Raw genomic sequence first — 17,132 nt, 5'->3', positions numbered from 1 at the left:
AATCGGACTTTGAACAGAGGCTCATGCATGCTGAACAGGCGCAACGGTTACGAATACGAAGATCTGCTGGCGTGTGCCCGCGGCGAGATGTTCGGCCCGGGCAATGCCCAGCTGCCGCTGCCGCCGATGCTCATGTTCGACCGCATCACGGAAATCAGCGACAATGGCGGCGAGTTCGGCAAGGGGCTGGTGCGTGCCGAGCTCGACGTGAAGCCCGACCTCTGGTTCTTCGGCTGCCATTTCAAGAACGATCCCGTGATGCCCGGCTGCCTCGGCCTCGATGCGCTGTGGCAAATGGTCGGCTTCTATTTGGGCTGGAGCGGCGGTGAAGGTCGCGGTCGCGCGCTTGGCCTGAACGAGCTGAAGTTCAGCGGCCAGGTGCTGCCCGAGGCCCGCAAGGTTGTGTACAACGTCGATATCAAGCGCGTGATGCGGTCAAAGCTCGTGCTCGGTATTGCCGACGGGTGGCTTTCGGTCGACGACCAGATTATCTATCGCGCGAAGGATCTGAAGGTCGGCCTGTTCAAGCAGGGCACGAGCCTGGGCTGAACGCATCACAAAGAAAGACAACGATTTAGGCGAGGCTGTCATGAGGCGGGTTGTGGTCACCGGGATGGGCATCGTCTCGTCCATCGGAAACAACACCCAGGAAGTGCTTGCGAGCCTTCACGAGGCGAAGTCGGGCATTTCGCGGGCTGAGAAATATGCCGAGCTCGGCTTCCGTTCGCAGGTGCAAGGTGAGCCTACGCTCGATCCTTCGACAGTGGTCGATCGCCGCGCCATGCGTTTCCTCGGCCAGGGCGCAGCGTGGAATCACGTCGCGATGGAGCAGGCGATCCAGGATTCCGGTTTAGGGCCTGACGAAGTCTCCAACATCCGCACCGGCATCATCATGGGCTCCGGCGGCCCGTCCGCCCGGACCATCGTCGAATCCGCCGACATCACCCGCACCAAGGGGCCGAAGCGCGTCGGACCGTTTGCCGTGCCGAAGGCGATGTCCTCCACGGCCTCGGCGACGCTCGCGACCTGGTTCAAGATCAAGGGCGTCAACTATTCGATCTCTTCGGCCTGCGCGACGTCGAACCACTGCGTCGGCAATGCCTATGAGACGATCCAGATCGGCAAGCAGGACGTCATCTTCGCCGGCGGCTGCGAGGAGCTCGACTGGTCGCTGTCGGTGCTGTTCGACGCCATGGGCGCGATGTCCTCGAAGTACAACGACACGCCCGCCACGGCGTCACGTCCCTACGACGTCAACCGTGACGGCTTCGTCATCGCCGGCGGCGCCGGCGTGCTGGTGCTGGAAGAGCTCGAGCATGCCAAGGCGCGCGGCGCGCGCATCTATGGCGAGATCGTCGGTTATGGCGCGACGTCCGATGGCTACGACATGGTCGCGCCTTCCGGCGAGGGTGCCGAGCGCTGCATGCGCATGGCGATGTCGACGGTGAAGACCAAGGTCGACTACATCAATCCGCATGCGACCTCGACGCCGGCCGGCGATCCGCCGGAGATTGACGCGCTCCGTCGGGTGTTCGGAAGTGGCGAGAAGTGCCCGCCGATCTCGGCGACCAAGGCGCTGACCGGCCACTCGCTGGGCGCTACCGGCGTGCAGGAGGCGATCTACTCGCTGCTGATGATGAACAACGGCTTCATCTGCGAGAGCGCACACATCCAGGAGCTCGATCCCGTGTTCGCCGACATGCCGATCGTGCGCAAGCGCATCGACAACGTCAAGATCGGCACCGTGCTGTCGAACTCCTTCGGCTTCGGCGGCACCAACGCCACGCTGGTGTTCAGCCGGCTGGATGTGTGAGCCCCGCACGCTGTCATGCCCCGCGAAAGCGGGGCATCCAGTACGCCGCGGCTTCCCGGTCTATAACTACTGTCTCTGGAATACTGGATCGCCCGCATGCGCGGGCGATGACGTCGGAATGATAGGAGCCGCGAGGCAATGGAAGGTTTGATGAAGGGCAAGCGCGGTCTGATCATGGGCATCGCCAATGATCATTCGATCGCGTGGGGCATGGCGAAGACGCTGCATGCCCATGGCGCCGAGCTTGCCTTCACCTTCCAGGGCGAGGCCTTGGGCAAGCGCGTCAAGCCGCTGGCGGAGCAGCTTGGTGTGGATCTGGTGCTGCCTTGCGACGTCGAGGACATCGCAAGCGTCGATGCCACCTTTGCCGCGCTCCGCGAAAAGTGGGGCCGGCTCGACTTCGTGATCCATGCGATCGGCTTCGCCGACAAGAACGAGCTGAAGGGCCGCTACGCCGACACCAGCCGCGAGAATTTTTCGCGCACCATGGTGATCTCCTGCTTCTCGTTCACGGAGGTCGCAAAACGTGCCGCCGAACTGATGACGGAGGGCGGCAGCATGATCACGCTGACCTTCGGCGCCTCGGAGCGCGCGATGCCGAACTACAACGTGATGGGCGTGGCCAAGGCCGCGCTCGAAGCCTCCGTGCGCTATCTCGCCTCCGATTTCGGACCGCGCGGCATCCGCGTCAACGCGATCTCCGCCGGTCCCATCCGCACGCTCGCCGGCTCCGGCATCGGTGAGGCGCGCGCGATGTTTGCCTTCATGCAAAAACATTCGCCGCTCCGCCGCGGCGTCACGCTCGACGAACTCGGCGGTTCGGCGCTGTATCTGCTGTCGGACCTCTCCGGCGGCGTGACCGGCGAGATCCATTACGTCGATTCCGGCTACAACATCGTCTTGATGCCGAGGCCGGACGATCTGAAGCCGGAATAAAACGTCCGCAGGCCGCTTGAGGCCGCGACGTTTCCTCGTATCCCCCACGATCATGGGGCAGACTCTCCCATAAGATGGTGTTTCCTCTGCCCGGTGGCGCCGCGTGAATGGTGCGTCCCGCGGTTCGGGAGGAACGATCTTGCCGAGGGTGCATGCGATCTGTCGCGCGGGCGTGCTGGCGGCCGCCATGGGCGTCGCGTTGGTCTGCGGCAACTCCCGTGCCCTGGCGCAGTCGGCGATCTGGGATTCGACGCTCTCCAACACGAACTGGTACGTACCGACCGCGCAGCTGCTGGCTTATGCCGCGCCCAAGACCGGCTTCTCCAATCCAATCCCGATCGGTGACCAGACGCTATGGTCGCTTGCGGCCGCGACCAACGGTGCTTTCACCGGAACGAGCGTGGCGCAACTCAAGCTTGGTTCGGCGCTTCTGACGGATACCTCAACGATCCAGGGGTTCGTCACGACCGCGGGCCAGATCACGATGCTGTTCACGCCGACCGCGGGCGGCGCAGTGACGGTCGGCCTCGGCCATATGCGAACCGTCAACGGCGTGATCGGTATGGAAATGCAGATGATCACTGGCGACAGCCTGCTCGTGACGCATTGGGCCTACATGCTTCCTTACGATCCCGCGACCTTCACGCCGCCGGCGCCGCAAGCCGTTCCCGCGAACTCCGTCCCGCAATGGGCCTGGACGGCGGGTACGCCGTGGCGGATCGTCAGCTCCACGCTGTTCGGCACGTCCGCGCCCGGCCGCTTCGTCATCACGAATTACCAGAACGGATATTTCTGGGGCGCCGGCATTGCGCCCGCGGGGAGCAGTGCCGCGAACTTCACGCTGCTGGGGTCGGTGACGCCGGAGGGCAACGTGCTCTTCAGCACGCTCTCGCGCGGCACGCTCGCCAGCCTCTATGGCGCAGCCAGCGGCGACGCATCGGGCGCACAGATGCTCGTCAGCAGCTACGATCTCTCGGGCAACCCGACCGGCGGCGTGGCCTATATCTCTCTGGTGCGGCCCTATGCCGAGACCCTCCAGGCACAGAACAGCCGCGCCGGGTTAGGCGCGGCCGATATGCTCTACCGCTTGTCTGCAACGTCACTCGGCTGGACCGGCAGCATGGCGACTGGGTTCACCGCGCTCGACAATCTCAGCGGCTCCGGTCTCGTCAACGCCGTCAACCAGACATTGCCTGTTCTCACCGGCGCGGCATCGCAGGCGACCTATTCCACCCAGCGCATGTTTCATCAGGCGATGACGGGCCGGCTGGACGACGTGCTCGGGTTGAACGCGGGTGCAGCGCCTGAGCGGATTTTTTGGATGAAACCGCTCGGCGGCAGTGTCCGGCAGAGCAGCGTGGATGGCGTTCCCGGCTATAACGCGTCCGGCGGCGGCATTGCCGTCGGGGCGGACACGACGGTCTCGCCACGCGCAATGCTTGGCGGTGTGTTCGCCTATTCGCATCAGACGATCACCGGCAGCGAGGATGCAGTCCCGAACCGGCTCGCCATCGATTCCTATCAGGCCGGACTCTACGGCGCCTATGCGCTCGGCCATGGCGTTCAGGTCGATGGCCAGCTTGACGGCGCACTGAACGACAATGGCGAGAGCCGCTCGCTCACGTTCATCAACAGTGCGGCTGGCGCCGGCTATCGGTCCTATAGCGGGCACGCCGGTGCGGGCGTTCGCAAGCTGATCCCGATCGAGCCGGGATTTGCGATCGCCCCGTCGCTGCGGCTGGACTATGGACAGGTTCGTTCGCCAGCCTATCAGGAAGGTGGCGCAGGCGGCTTCAGCCTCAATGTGGATTCGCAAACCTATCGCGAATTGACGCTGACGGCAGGGCTGAAGGGCGCCTACAGGATCGCGCAGCACGTCTATCTTACCGGCGATGTCGGCGTCGGCTACAACGCGCTGAATCAGGGACTTCAGATCAAGTCAGCGTTTGCCGGCGGCGGCGAGACCTTCACGACCGGCGGCCTTGCCCTGTCGCCGTGGATCTACTCGACCGCGCTGGGCCTCGTCGCGGCCGACAACAACCGATTCGATCTCGGCCTCCGCTACGGCCTCTCGGCGACATCCTCCGGATTGCTTCAGCAGTCCGGGCTCGCCGTCCTGAAGATCAGGCTCTGAGCCGGATTCTTGTTTTGTCGCCTTTTCTTCGCTTGAAAACGCTCTAACCCGCCGCGATCTTCTCCGCGCGCTGGAACGCGGGGCGTGCCATGCAGCGCGCCAGATAGGCATCGAAGGCGGGGCGCGACGGCACCATCTTGAACAGGCGCACCGCGAAGTTCAGGCCGGAGCCGACGGTGATGTCGGCGGCGGAAAACTCCTCGCCGAGAATCCACGGCCCCTTGGCGAGCGCAGCTTCCAGCACGTCGAACACCTGCGTCGCGCTGCCCCACGCCGCCGTCGAGGTCGGGATCTCGATCTTGGTGAAGATCTGGATGATGGCGGGCTCGATGCAGCCCGGCGAGAAGAACAGCCATTGCAGATAGCGCGCACGGCGCGGATCGGTCACAGCGGGCGCAAGCTTCGTCTCGGGATAGCGGTCGGCGATATAGGTGCAGATCGCCGCGGCCTCGCCGAGTGCGGCGTCTCCGTCGCTGAGCGCCGGCACCTTGCCCATCGGGTTGATCTCTAGATAGTCCGGCGCCTTCTGCGCGCCGGTCGAGATGTCGGTCAGCACGCGCTCATAGGGCAGGCCGCTCTCTTCCATCAGCCAGAGCGTCGTGAACGAGCGAGAACGGGGCGACCAATAGAGCTTGATCATGGGGGCGGACCTTCAATCGGCGGGAGGCGCGGCAAGGCTCATTCATCGCCTGCCCGCCGCGAGTTCGCAACGTACAAGTCGAGATGCGCGAAGATGCTTTGCCGACATCTTGGTCGATTGGATCAAGGCGGCAAGTAGCTTAAGCAAGTAGCTTAGTCCTCCTTGAGATAGCCGGGGAGGGCCCGGTCAAGCCTTGCCGCAACGAGCGCCCGGGTCCTTTCTCGCAGCGTCGCGTTGTTCGATGCGGCGGCTGGAGGATCGGGGAACTGCGAATTATCGAGCTTCGTGATCGGATCTTCCGTCAATCTCATGCTCTCGGCGAGATTGGAACCAAAATTTGCGAAATGCCGATTGATCTGCTCGTAGCTTCGACCGTCAATCAGGTTGATCGCAACGTTGGCAAACAAATGCGAATGTCTGGCGAAAGATCCAAGGCCGCGGCTGTAGGCGCCGATGCCGTCCAGAACCAAGCTGCTACCCTGCAACTCGGCCTTGAACCTCGTCACCACGAGATAGCGCTCGCAATTCGCATTCGAGGTGATGCTGCGAACGATCGCCGGTAAACGCTCGCTCGGATCCGGGAAGAGCCTGGATTTCGGATTGTAGAACGGTTCGAACGATCCTTTGGGATAGCTGATCTTTCTGATTGCCGGATCAGCACCGCTTGCGGCGCGCACACGCGCCAGTGCGATGTCGTCAAGACCCCAATCCTCGATCGGGATCTCGTTGAATTCAGTTTCGAACACCGTAGGGCCAAACTTTTCGACCGAGAACCGTCCGCCGATCGCTGAAATGACGCCGAGGCGGCAAGGGCCGGTCTCCATCGCTGCCGGTTGCTTCGCGGCCGTATTGGCCTTTGCTGCATTCGGCTTGGGGGCGGGTTTCTTGACGACTGGTTTGCTGGGGGCAGGTGCCGCAGGTATCACTGTTGTCGGGGCTTGGGCCCATACAGTGGCGGTCAGGCATGATGAAGCGAGGACGGCAGCGACGACGAAACGGCGGAACATGATTGATGAATTACGGTTGATGCGGCGGGCGACACAACCTAGAGCGTGCAGGCCACAGACGCAAGCGATCGCGTCTACCCTCTCTTCCACCGGTAGCATTTCATCATGAAGCCGGTTGCCGTCGCGACCTCTTCCTTCTCGAACACAAAACCTTCGCGCTCGTACCGGCGCCAGGCCTTTTCGTTCTCGCGGACGCAGCGCAGGTACATCTCGTCGGGCATTTGCGTGCGCGTGAACGCGAGCAATTGCCGCCCGAGCGACCGGCCCTGATAGACGGGAGCGACGAAGAGCTGGTCGAGATAGAGCTTTGGCAGATGCAGCGCCAGCATCGCGGCAATCGTGCCGCGATCGTCGGCGACGAACAGGCTCCAGCCGTCCTCGATCTCGCGCCGGATGCGCGCCCGCAGGTTCGTGAGCAGGAAATTGCTCGCCTCGGCAAGCCCGGTCGAGATCCAGCTTTCCATCCAGACGCGGGCGATCTCGTCATATTCGTCCGCGCGGGCAGGGCGGATGACGGGATGCGACATCGGAAGTCAGGCCCTGTGGCCGCGCGCGGATTGCCGTGTCCGCACCTTGCCGGCCGACAGGCACACCACCTCGGAAATCTGGAGAAGCTGCCGCGCCAGCGGGCTGGTCTTGCGCCAGACCATGCCGATGGTGCGCGAGGGCTGCGGGTCGCGAAAGCGCGTCAGCGAGACCGAGGCCGATCGCGTCTCCACCGGCACCGCCATCTCCGGGATCAAGGTGACGCCGATGCCGGCGCTGACCATCTGGACCAGCGTCGACAGCGAATTCGCATCCAGCATCTCGCGCGGCGGCGCCGATTGCATGTTGCAGAACGACAGCGCCTGGTCGCGGAAGCAGTGTCCTTCCTCGAGCAGCAGGAGCCGCATCTCCCGCATCATCTCCCGCGAGGGTGCGGGCGTTCCCTCATCCGCGCCCGGCCGCACCAGCAGGAATTTTTCCTCGAACAGGGCGACCTCGGTGAGCGAGGACTCGGACACCGGCAGCGCGACGATGGCGGTGTCGAGCCGGCCTTCGACCAGTTCCTGGATCAGCCGCGGCGTCATCGTCTCGCGCACGCGGATGTCGAGTTCCGGATGCATGCGCGTGAGATTCTTGGTGATCTTGGGCAGCAGGTAGGGCGCGATCGTCGGGATCATGCCGATGCGCAGGCGGCCGGCGAAGCGGTCCTGCGACGCCCGCGCGAAATCGCCGAGCTCATCGACCGAGCGCAGGATATCGCGGACGCGCGGTGCGAGCTCTTCGCCGAATCGCGTCAGCGCGACCTGCCGGGCGGTACGCTCCAGCAGCAGGCCGCCGAGCGCCTCCTCCAGTTCCTTGATCTGCATCGAGAGGGCCGGCTGCGAGATCGAGCTCGCCTCCGCCGCGCGCCCGAAATGCCCGTGACGCGCCAGCGCGTCGAAATACCGGAGCTGGCGCATCGTCACGTTGACCATCAGAAAATCCTATCGCAGCGATCACTAAAGTCAACTTCCCCTGATGGAAAGCGGGGCTTAGAGTGGTTCTACCTGGTCAAAGGCGCGAGTTCGACGCCACCAGAGGAGGTATTCATGGACGACACTTCAAAGTGCCCGTTTTCGGGTGGAAAACGTGCGCCGGCAAACCGCGACTGGTGGCCGACCCAGCTCAGCATCGAGATGCTGCACAAGAATTCCGGCCTGTCCGACCCGATGGGCAAGGAATTCGACTACGCCAAGGAATTCAAGACCCTCGACCTGAACGCGGTCATCAAGGACCTGACCGCCTTGATGACGGACTCACAGGAGTGGTGGCCCGCCGACTTCGGTCATTATGGCGGCCTGATGATCCGCATGGCCTGGCACAGCGCGGGCACCTACCGCACCACCGACGGGCGCGGTGGCGCCGGCGCCGGTCAGCAGCGTTTTGCGCCGCTGAACAGCTGGCCCGACAACGCCAACCTCGACAAGGCACGCCGGCTGCTCTGGCCGATCAAGCAGAAATACGGCCGCAAGATCTCCTGGGCCGATTTGATGGTGCTCGCCGGCAACGTCGCGCTGGAGTCGATGGGCTTCAAGACCTTCGGCTTCGCCGGCGGCCGCGCCGACGTCTGGGAGCCGGAGGAGCTCTATTGGGGTCCGGAAGGCACCTGGCTGGGCGATGAGCGCTACAGCGGCGAACGCCAGCTCGCCGAGCCGCTCGGCGCGGTGCAGATGGGCCTCATCTACGTCAATCCGGAAGGCCCGAACGGCAAGCCGGACCCGATCGCCGCGGCCAAGGACATTCGCGAGACCTTCTTCCGCATGGCGATGAACGACGAGGAAACCGTCGCGCTGATCGCCGGCGGTCATACCTTCGGCAAGACCCATGGTGCGGGCGATCCGTCGCTGGTCGGACCGGAGCCGGAAGCGGGCGCGCTCGAGGATCAGGGCCTCGGCTGGAAGAGCAAGCACGCTTCGGGCCTGGCGGGCGATTCCATCACCAGCGGTCTCGAGGTGACATGGACGACGACGCCGACGAAGTGGAGCAACAACTTCTTCGAGAACCTGTTCAAGTACGAATGGGAGCTGACGAAGAGCCCGGGCGGTGCGAACCAGTGGACGGCCAAGGGCGCCGACGCGATCATTCCTGACGCCTTCGACAAGTCGAAGAAGCATCGGCCGACCATGCTCACCACCGACCTCTCGCTGCGCCTCGATCCGGCCTATGAGAAGATCTCGCGGCGCTTCCTGGAGAACCCGGATCAGTTCGCGGACGCCTTTGCTCGCGCCTGGTTCAAGCTCACCCATCGCGACATGGGTCCGATCCAGCGCTATCTCGGCCCGCTGGTGCCGAAGGAGACGCTGATCTGGCAGGATCCGATCCCGGCCGTGAATCACGAACTGGTCAGCGATCAGGACATCGCTGCGCTGAAGACCAAGATCCTGGCCTCGGGCCTCTCGGTGCCGGAGCTGGTCTCGACGGCGTGGGCGTCGGCATCGACGTTCCGTGGCTCGGACAAGCGCGGCGGCGCCAATGGCGCGCGCATCCGCCTTGCTCCGCAGAAGGACTGGGAGGTGAACCAGCCGGCTCAGCTCTCGAAGGTTCTCGGCAAGCTCGAAGCGATCCAGAAGGAGTTCAACGCCTCGGCCGGCGCGAAGAAGGTCTCGCTCGCCGACCTGATCGTCCTCGGCGGCACCGCCGCGGTCGAGAAGGCTGCGAAGGACGCCGGCATCGACGTCAAGGTCGCGTTCACGCCGGGCCGCATGGATGCCTCGCAGGAGCAGACCGACGCGGCGTCCTTCGCGCCGCTGGAGCCGCGGGCCGACGGCTTCCGCAACTACGTCAGCAAGAAGCATCAGTTCCTGCAGCAGGAAGAAGCGCTCGTCGATCGCGCGCAGCTTCTGAAGCTCACCGGACCTGAGTTGACCGTGCTGGTCGGTGGTCTGCGCGTGCTCGGTGCCAATGCAAACGGTTCGAAGCACGGCGTCCTCACCGCAAAGGTGGGCACGCTGAGCAACGACTTCTTCGTCAACCTGCTCGACATGAGCGCGCAGTGGACGCAAGCGGCCGACGGCACCTACGAGGCTCGCGACCGCAAGACCAACGCGGTGAAGTGGACCGGCACGCGCGCCGACCTGATCTTCGGCGCGCACTCGCAGCTCCGCGCCTACGCCGAGGTCTATGCCACGTCGGACTCCAAGGAGCAGTTCGTCAAGGACTTCGCCAAGGCCTGGACCAAGGTGATGAACCTCGACCGGTTCGACATCGCGGCGTGAGGTACTCCACCTCTCCCGCTTGCGGGAGAGGTCGCGCATATCGCCCGGGGCAAGCGGTAAACAAAAAGGGCGGCCTTTCGGCCGCCCTTCGTGTTTCCGATGAGTGCGAGACTTACTCGCCGGCCGCTTCGCGCGGGGCTTTCTCGCCCTCGGCGGCCTTGTCCTTGGCCTCGAGGTCCTCGCCGGTGGTCTGGTCGACCACCTTCATCGACAGGCGGGTCTTGCCGCGGTCGTCGAAGCCGAGCAGCTTGACCTTGACCTTGTCGCCTTCCTTGACGACGTCGGAGGTCTTCTGCACGCGCGCCGAAGCGAGCTGGCTGATGTGAACGAGGCCGTCCTTGGAGCCGAAGAAGTTCACGAAGGCGCCGAACTCCATCACCTTGACGACGGTGCCGTCATAGATCTGGCCGACTTCCGGCTCGGACGCGATCGACTTGATCCACTTGATCGCGGCCTTCATCGCCTCGCCGTCGCTGGAGGCGACCTTCACGGTGCCGTCGTCCTCGATGTTGACCTTGGCGCCGGTCTTCTCGACGATCTCGCGGATCACCTTGCCGCCGGTGCCGATCACTTCGCGGATCTTGTCGGTCGGGATCTTGAAGGTCTCGATGCGCGGCGCGTATTCGCCGAGCTCGGCGCGGGCGTTGGTCAGCGCCTTGGCCATCTCGCCGAGGATGTGGATACGCCCATCCTTGGCCTGGCCGAGCGCGACCTTCATGATCTCCTCGGTGATGCCCTCGATCTTGATGTCCATCTGGAGCGAGGTGATGCCCGATTCCGTGCCGGCGACCTTGAAGTCCATGTCGCCGAGATGATCCTCGTCACCGAGGATGTCGGAGAGAACCGCAAAGCGCTTGTCTTCGAGGATCAGGCCCATCGCGATGCCCGCGGTCGGCCGCTTCAACGGCACGCCGGCGTCCATCAGCGCGAGCGAAGCGCCGCAGACCGAAGCCATCGACGAGGAGCCGTTGGATTCGGTGATCTCGGAGACCACGCGGATCGTGTACGGAAACTCGTGATGCGGCGGCAGCACCGGGTGGATCGCGCGCCAGGCGAGCTTGCCGTGGCCGATCTCGCGGCGCTTGGTGCCGCCGAGGCGGCCGGTCTCACCGACCGAGTAGGGAGGGAAGTTGTAGTGCAGCAGGAACGTCTCTTTGTACGTTCCCGACAGCGCGTCGATGTACTGCTCGTCCTCGCCGGTGCCGAGCGTGGTCACGACCATCGCCTGGGTCTCGCCGCGGGTGAACAGCGCCGAGCCGTGGGCGCGCGGCAGCACGCCGACTTCGGCGATAATGTTGCGCACGGTCTTGGAGTCGCGGCCGTCGATGCGCTTGCCGGTGTCGAGGATGTTCCAGCGAACGATCTTGGCCTCGAGCTCCTTGAACACGCCGGCGATGCGCAGCTTGTCGTATTTCGGCTCCTGCCCTTCGGGGAAATAATGGGCGATCACCTTTTCCTTGACCTTGCCGACCGCGGCGTAGCGATCCTGCTTGACCGGAATGGCGTAGGCGGCGCGCAGTTCCTGCTCGACGAGGCCGAGCATTTCCTTCTCGAGCGCGGCATTGTCGATGACGGTGACTTCGCGCGGCTCCTTGGCGGCCTTCTCGGCGAGTTCGATGATCGCGTTGATCACCGGCTGGAAGTGGCGGTGACCGAACATCACCGCGCCGAGCATGATGTCTTCGTTCAGTTCCTTGGCTTCCGATTCCACCATCAGCACGGCGTCGGCCGTGCCGGCAACGACGAGGTCGAGCTGGGTGTCGACCATCTCGTCGAGCGTCGGGTTGAGAACGTATTCGTCATTGACGAAGCCGACGCGCGCGGCGCCGATCGGACCCTTGAAGGGAGCGCCCGACAGGGTCAGCGCAGCCGACGAGGCCACCAGCGCGACGATATCGGGATCGTTCTCCATGTCGTGCGACAGCACGGTGGCGATCACCTGGGTCTCGTTGCGCCAGCCATCGACGAACAGCGGACGGATCGGACGGTCGATCAGGCGGGAGACCAGCGTCTCCTTCTCGGTCGGACGGCCCTCGCGCTTGAAATAGCCGCCGGGAATGCGGCCCGCGGCGTAGGTCTTCTCCTGGTAGTCGACGGTCAGCGGCAGGAAGTCGACGCCTTCGCGCGGCGCCTTCGCCGCGACGACGGTGGCGAGCACCACGGTCTCGCCATAGGTGGCGACGACGGCGCCATCGGCCTGGCGGGCGATCTTGCCGGTTTCGAGCTTGAGAGGGCGTCCGCCCCAGTCGATCTCGACTGAATGCTTATTGAACATAGGGGTCTTCTTTCATGGGTTCTCGAAAGAAGGGACGCTTCGAAAAACAAAAACCATGCGCAAGATTGCGGGACGCTGATCGGAGCGGATGATCAGCGTCCTGCGATCCTGCCATGGTTTTTGGATTTCGGATGGCGTCCATCCTTTCGGGTCATACGGGCGCCTTGCCCGTTGTGCCCAGCCGCCGGATTGCTGCTGGACTGTCAGTCGGCACGAACGCGAACACCGAACCGCGGTCTTCGCCGATCATGCCCCGGATGCGAATCGTCACTCGAGCATGATCCGGAAAAGTGCGAAGCGGTTTTCCGAAAAGATCATACTCAAACAACAATCCAAAGTGCGATTCTTATCGCGCTTTGGGCCCGCACCCGACGCGCACGCAGCCTCGATCAAAAACCTTTAATCAAACGCTTTCGTTCGAAACCACGCGCGAAAACGCGCGCCAGTGGCGCGCGCAGGAACACTTAACGACGAATGTTGTGCTTCTCGAGCAGCGCCTTGTAGCGCGCCTCGTCCCTCTTCTTGAGGTAGTCGAGAAGCGAGCGGCGGGTCGAGACCAGCTTCAAGAGGCCGCGACGCGAATGGTTGTCCTTCACGTGGGTCTTGAAATGGTTGGTGAGGTTGTTGATGCGTTCCGACAGGATCGCGACCTGAACCTCGGGCGAGCCGGTGTCGCCGGCCTTGGTGGCATTCGTCTTGATGACTTCCGCTTTGCGTTCTGCGGCAATCGACATCGTCAATTTCTCTCGTTGCGACCGGGGCTGGCAGTCAGGCCGGTCAGGTTGAACACACGCTTGGGGATGATTTCGCCATTGCCGACTTCGGCAAGCGCCAAAAGGCGGCCTGCCACCGTGACATAGACTGTGCCGCTACAAGTGGGCGCATCCCGTCCGCGCAACAAAACGGCCTGGCCCCGATGGAGCCTTGCCGCATCAGCCCGAGTGACGGCCAGTGCCGGGATGTCGTCCAGCGCGGTCTCAACGGGCAAAAGCGCGTCGGCGAGGCTTCCCTCGCCGGACGCGGCTCTATCGCACAAAGCCTCCAACTGATCCAGCGGAATCATGTCGTTTTCGCCAAATGGGCCGACCAGGGTCCGCCGCAGCGCGCAGATATGGCCATAAGTGCCGAGAATCCGGCCCATATCGCGGGCCAGGGCGCGGACATAGGTGCCCTTGCCGCACTCGGCCTCGAACACGGCCCGGTCATTATCAGGTTGATCCACAAGGCTTAATTGGTGAATCTCGACCGGGCGGGGAGCCAGTTCCACGACCTCGCCGTCGCGGGCGAGGTCATAGGCGCGCTCGCCCTGGACCTTGATTGCCGAATAGCGCGGCGGGATCTGCTCGATCACCCCGGTGAAGCGGGGCAAGAGCGCCAGGATGGCCTCCCGGGTCGGGCGCTGGTCGGAGGTCGCGGTGACCCGACCCTCGATGTCGTCGGTGTCGCGCTCCTCGCCCCAGCACACGGTGAACTGGTAGCGCTTGCGGCCGTCCATGACGAAGGGAACCGTCTTGGTGGCTTCGCCGAGCGCAATCGGCAGGCCGCCGGACGCGAGCGGATCGAGCGTGCCGGCGTGGCCGGCGCGCTTGGCGTTGAACAGGCGCTTGAGCACGGCGACGGCCTGCGTCGAGGTCATGCCGATCGGCTTGTCGAGCACGACCCAGCCGTGGACGTCGCGGCGGTCGCGGCGTGGCTGGTTGCCCTTCTGCTGCTTGGCGCGGGGATCGTTGTTGACGCGGCGCGGCTCCTGGTGCGGCTGAGAATTGCCGCCCATGTCCGCAAAATTATTTTTCTGCACGTCGCGCTGATCGGCCTCTTTACCGCCGATCGTGCCGTGAGCCGGGTCCATCGTCATTGCTCTTCTTCCCGATCCGAATCCGGATCCTGTTCCAGGTCCTTCTGCACCGCAGGTGTTCGCAAAAGCTTCTCGATCCGTTCCGCTTCGTCGAATCGCTCGTCGACGCGGAAGCGAACGTCAGGTGCAAATTTCAGGTTAACGCGCCGCGCGACTTCGCCGCGCAGGAATTTCTTGTTGCGCTCGAGCGCAGCGATGACGACCTCGGTGTCGCGGCCACCGAGTGGCATCACGTAGATTGTCGCGAGCTTCAGATCGGGCGACATCCGCACCTCCGGCACGGTGATGATGTGACCTTCGAGGTCCGCATCATGCACGTTGCCTTGCGCCAGAATCTCGGCCATCGCATGGCGAACCTGTTCGCCGACGCGCAACTGGCGTTGCGAGCCTCCGCCGGGCGCGGAACTCTTCTTTTGATGGTGGCGGGGCATGGTCTGGAAATCACCTCGTCGTGCCCGTGTTTGGGACACGAGCATTGTCATTTGTCCTGTTGAAACGAAGAGGCGTGGATGGCCGGAAAAATCCGGCCATCTCACTCCCGCTATTTCAGCTCAAAAAGATCCGGGCGCTTCGGTAAGATTTGGACTTACAGGGAGCGCTGGATCGTCTCCACGCGATAACACTCGATCACGTCACCGGCACGCATGTCGTGATAGTTCTCGAAGGCCATGCCGCATTCCTGGCCGGACTGGACTTCCTTCACTTCGTCCTTGAAGCGCTTCAGCGTCGACAGCTTGCCTTCGTGCACGACGACGTTGTCGCGGATCAGGCGCACATTGGCGCCGCGTTCCACGGTGCCGTCGGTGACGCGGCAGCCGGCGACCTTGCCGACCTTGGAGATGTTGAAGATCTCCAGGATCGCGGCGTTGCCGAGCATGGTTTCGCGCAAGGTCGGCGCGAGCAGACCGCTCATCGCCTTCTTCACGTCGTCCACGAGGTCGTAGATGATGTTGTAGTAGCGGATCTCGATGCCGTTGCGCTTGGCGGCCGCAGCGGCTTCCTTGTTGGCACGAACCGAGAAGCCGATGATCGCGGCGTTGAAGCCTTCCGCGAGCGTCACGTCCGACTCCGAAATACCGCCGACGCCGGCATGCAGGATGCGGGCGGCGACTTCGTCGGTGCCGAGCTTCTCCAGCGAGCCGAGGATCGCTTCCAGCGAGCCCTGCACGTCGGCCTTGATGATCAGCGGGAATTCCTTGCGGCCCGCCGTCTTCAGCTGCGACATCATCTGCTCGAGCGAGCCGCGCATGCCGGAGATCGAGGCTGCCGCGTTCTCGCGCTTCTGGTGCGCGCGGTAGCTCGTGACCTGGCGGGCGCGGGCTTCGTTCTCGACGACGGCGAGGCGATCGCCGGCTTCCGGCGGACCGTTGAAGCCGAGCACCTCGACCGGCACCGACGGACCTGCTTCCTGCACCGTCTCGCCCTGGTCCGAGATCAGCGCGCGGACGCGGCCCATCTCGGCGCCGGCAACGATGATGTCGCCGACACGGAGCGTGCCGCGCTGGACCAGCACGGTCGCGACCGGGCCACGGCCGCGGTCGAGCTTGGCCTCGATCACGGTGCCTTCGGCCGGGCGCTCCGAATTGGTCTTCAGGTCGAGGATGTCGGCCTGGAGCGCGATCATCTCGAGCAGCTTGTCGAGATTGGTCTTGTTCTTGGCGGACACCTCGACGTCGACGACGTCGCCGCCGAAGGATTCCACCTGCACTTCGTGCTGGAGCAGCTCGGTGCGTACGCGCTCGGGCCTGGCATCGGGCTTGTCGATCTTGTTGATGGCAACGATGATCGGCACCCGCGCCGCCTTGGCGTGGTTGATGGCTTCGACGGTCTGCGGCATCACGCCGTCATCGGCCGCGACCACCAGCACGACGATGTCGGTGACCTTGGCGCCGCGGGCGCGCATCGCGGTGAACGCGGCGTGGCCGGGCGTGTCGATGAAGGTGATCTTCTTGCCGCTTTCGGGCGACACCACCTGATAGGCGCCGATATGCTGGGTGATGCCGCCGGCTTCGCCGGAGACCACGTTGGCGTGACGGAGCGCATCGAGCAGCGAGGTCTTGCCGTGGTCGACGTGACCCATCACGGTCACCACAGGCGAACGCGTCTCGGTGTCGGTGGAATCGTCGACCTGGTCGAACAGGCCTTCCTCGACGTCAGACGCGGCAACGCGCTTGACGGTGTGACCGAGCTCTTCGGCGATCAGCTGCGCGGTGTCGGCGTCGATCACGTCGGTGATCTTGTGCATCGCGCCCTGCTTCATCAGCATGCGGATGACGTCGACCGCGCGCTCGGCCATGCGGTTGGCGAGCTCCTGGATCGTGATCGCTTCCGGAATGACCACCTCGCGGATGAGCTTTTCCTTCGGCTCGTTCGAGGCATGGCCCTTCAGGCGCTGGGTGCGGCGGCGGAACGAGGCGATCGAGCGCTCGCGCACCTCGTCGGCGTTGAGCGCGGTGACGACGGTGAGGCGGCCGCGCTCTTTCTGCGGGCCGGGCTTGTGCGTGGTCTTGGGCGGGGGCGCGGGACGCGCGGCGCCGCCGGGACCGCGACGGATCTGGCGCGGCGCCTCGTCCTCATCCGGTTCGGCTGCAACTGCGGGGCCGCGACCTGCCGGTCCACCCGGACGCTGTGCGGTCGTCGTTGCAGGACGCGCCGTCGTTGTTCCCGGGCGGGTCGTCGTGGTTCCGGGCCGGGCCGCGGGGGCGCCGGGCCGCGGCGCAGGCGCGGCCGAT

General features: G+C 64.3%; 14 protein-coding genes. 5 read left to right on the top strand and 9 right to left on the bottom strand.

All coding sequences use genetic code 11. The features are described 5' to 3' along the window. Positions 1-27: 27 nt before the first annotated feature. The 4 genes from fabA (at position 28) to XI09_RS24410 (ending at position 4,883) form a co-directional block, all read left to right on the top strand. Complete coding sequence (gene fabA / locus XI09_RS24425; protein ID WP_271569180.1) at positions 28-549, top strand: bifunctional 3-hydroxydecanoyl-ACP dehydratase/trans-2-decenoyl-ACP isomerase; 522 nt, start codon at positions 28-30, stop codon at positions 547-549. 40 nt (positions 550-589) lie between these two features. Next, on the top strand, positions 590-1,813 hold the full coding sequence (fabB, locus tag XI09_RS24420; RefSeq protein WP_027546831.1) for a beta-ketoacyl-ACP synthase I: 1,224 nt from the start codon (positions 590-592) through the stop codon (positions 1,811-1,813). 138 nt (positions 1,814-1,951) lie between these two features. Continuing rightward, positions 1,952-2,749, top strand: coding sequence for an enoyl-ACP reductase FabI (fabI, locus tag XI09_RS24415; protein WP_271569126.1), 798 nt, complete (start codon positions 1,952-1,954; stop codon positions 2,747-2,749). A gap of 148 nt (positions 2,750-2,897) precedes the next feature. Beyond that, on the top strand, positions 2,898-4,883 hold the full coding sequence (locus XI09_RS24410; RefSeq protein ID WP_271569179.1) for an autotransporter family protein: 1,986 nt from the start codon (positions 2,898-2,900) through the stop codon (positions 4,881-4,883). Between the two features lie 43 nt (positions 4,884-4,926). On the opposite strand, the gene XI09_RS24405 is transcribed toward XI09_RS24410, so the two are convergent. The 4 genes from XI09_RS24405 to XI09_RS24390 form a co-directional block, all read right to left on the bottom strand. Then, positions 4,927-5,523, bottom strand: coding sequence for a glutathione S-transferase family protein (locus tag XI09_RS24405; protein ID WP_271569125.1), 597 nt, complete (start codon positions 5,521-5,523; stop codon positions 4,927-4,929). Between the two features lie 152 nt (positions 5,524-5,675). Next, positions 5,676-6,530: a hypothetical protein gene (locus tag XI09_RS24400; RefSeq protein ID WP_271569124.1), complete on the bottom strand. Its 855-nt coding sequence runs from the start codon at positions 6,528-6,530 to the stop codon at positions 5,676-5,678. Between the two features lie 74 nt (positions 6,531-6,604). Further along, positions 6,605-7,057 (bottom strand): GNAT family N-acetyltransferase, encoded by a 453-nt coding sequence (locus XI09_RS24395; protein WP_271569123.1) that lies wholly within the window; start codon positions 7,055-7,057, stop codon positions 6,605-6,607. Between the two features lie 6 nt (positions 7,058-7,063). Beyond that, positions 7,064-7,990, bottom strand: coding sequence for a hydrogen peroxide-inducible genes activator (locus XI09_RS24390; protein WP_271569122.1), 927 nt, complete (start codon positions 7,988-7,990; stop codon positions 7,064-7,066). 114 nt (positions 7,991-8,104) lie between these two features. On the opposite strand from XI09_RS24390, the gene katG reads away from it, so the two are divergent. Continuing rightward, positions 8,105-10,270 carry a catalase/peroxidase HPI gene (gene katG / locus XI09_RS24385; RefSeq protein WP_271569121.1) on the top strand — a complete coding sequence of 722 codons (2,166 nt, stop codon included), beginning with the start codon at positions 8,105-8,107 and terminating at the stop codon, positions 10,268-10,270. A gap of 112 nt (positions 10,271-10,382) precedes the next feature. On the opposite strand, the gene pnp is transcribed toward katG, so the two are convergent. The 5 genes from pnp to infB form a co-directional block, all read right to left on the bottom strand. Further along, positions 10,383-12,545, bottom strand: coding sequence for a polyribonucleotide nucleotidyltransferase (pnp, locus tag XI09_RS24380; RefSeq protein ID WP_028172517.1), 2,163 nt, complete (start codon positions 12,543-12,545; stop codon positions 10,383-10,385). A gap of 464 nt (positions 12,546-13,009) precedes the next feature. Then, entirely contained in the window at positions 13,010-13,279 is a 270-nt protein-coding gene (gene rpsO / locus XI09_RS24375; protein WP_018644188.1) for a 30S ribosomal protein S15, read from the bottom strand. Positions 13,280-13,281: 2 nt separating this feature from the next. Further along, positions 13,282-14,400 carry a tRNA pseudouridine(55) synthase TruB gene (gene truB / locus XI09_RS24370; protein WP_271569120.1) on the bottom strand — a complete coding sequence of 373 codons (1,119 nt, stop codon included), beginning with the start codon at positions 14,398-14,400 and terminating at the stop codon, positions 13,282-13,284. Continuing rightward, positions 14,397-14,831 (bottom strand): 30S ribosome-binding factor RbfA, encoded by a 435-nt coding sequence (rbfA, locus tag XI09_RS24365; protein ID WP_271569178.1) that lies wholly within the window; start codon positions 14,829-14,831, stop codon positions 14,397-14,399. The genes truB and rbfA overlap by 4 nt, the downstream gene beginning before the upstream one ends. Before the next feature lie 155 nt (positions 14,832-14,986). After that, positions 14,987-17,132, bottom strand: a 2,146-nt coding sequence (gene infB, locus XI09_RS24360; RefSeq protein WP_271569119.1) for a translation initiation factor IF-2, incomplete at its 5' end; no start/stop codon positions are given.

The sequence above is a fragment of the Bradyrhizobium sp. CCBAU 11386 genome, from assembly GCF_028128955.1.
Lineage (GTDB): Bacteria > Pseudomonadota > Alphaproteobacteria > Rhizobiales > Xanthobacteraceae > Bradyrhizobium.
This window is presented reverse-complemented; position numbering and strand designations above follow the sequence as displayed.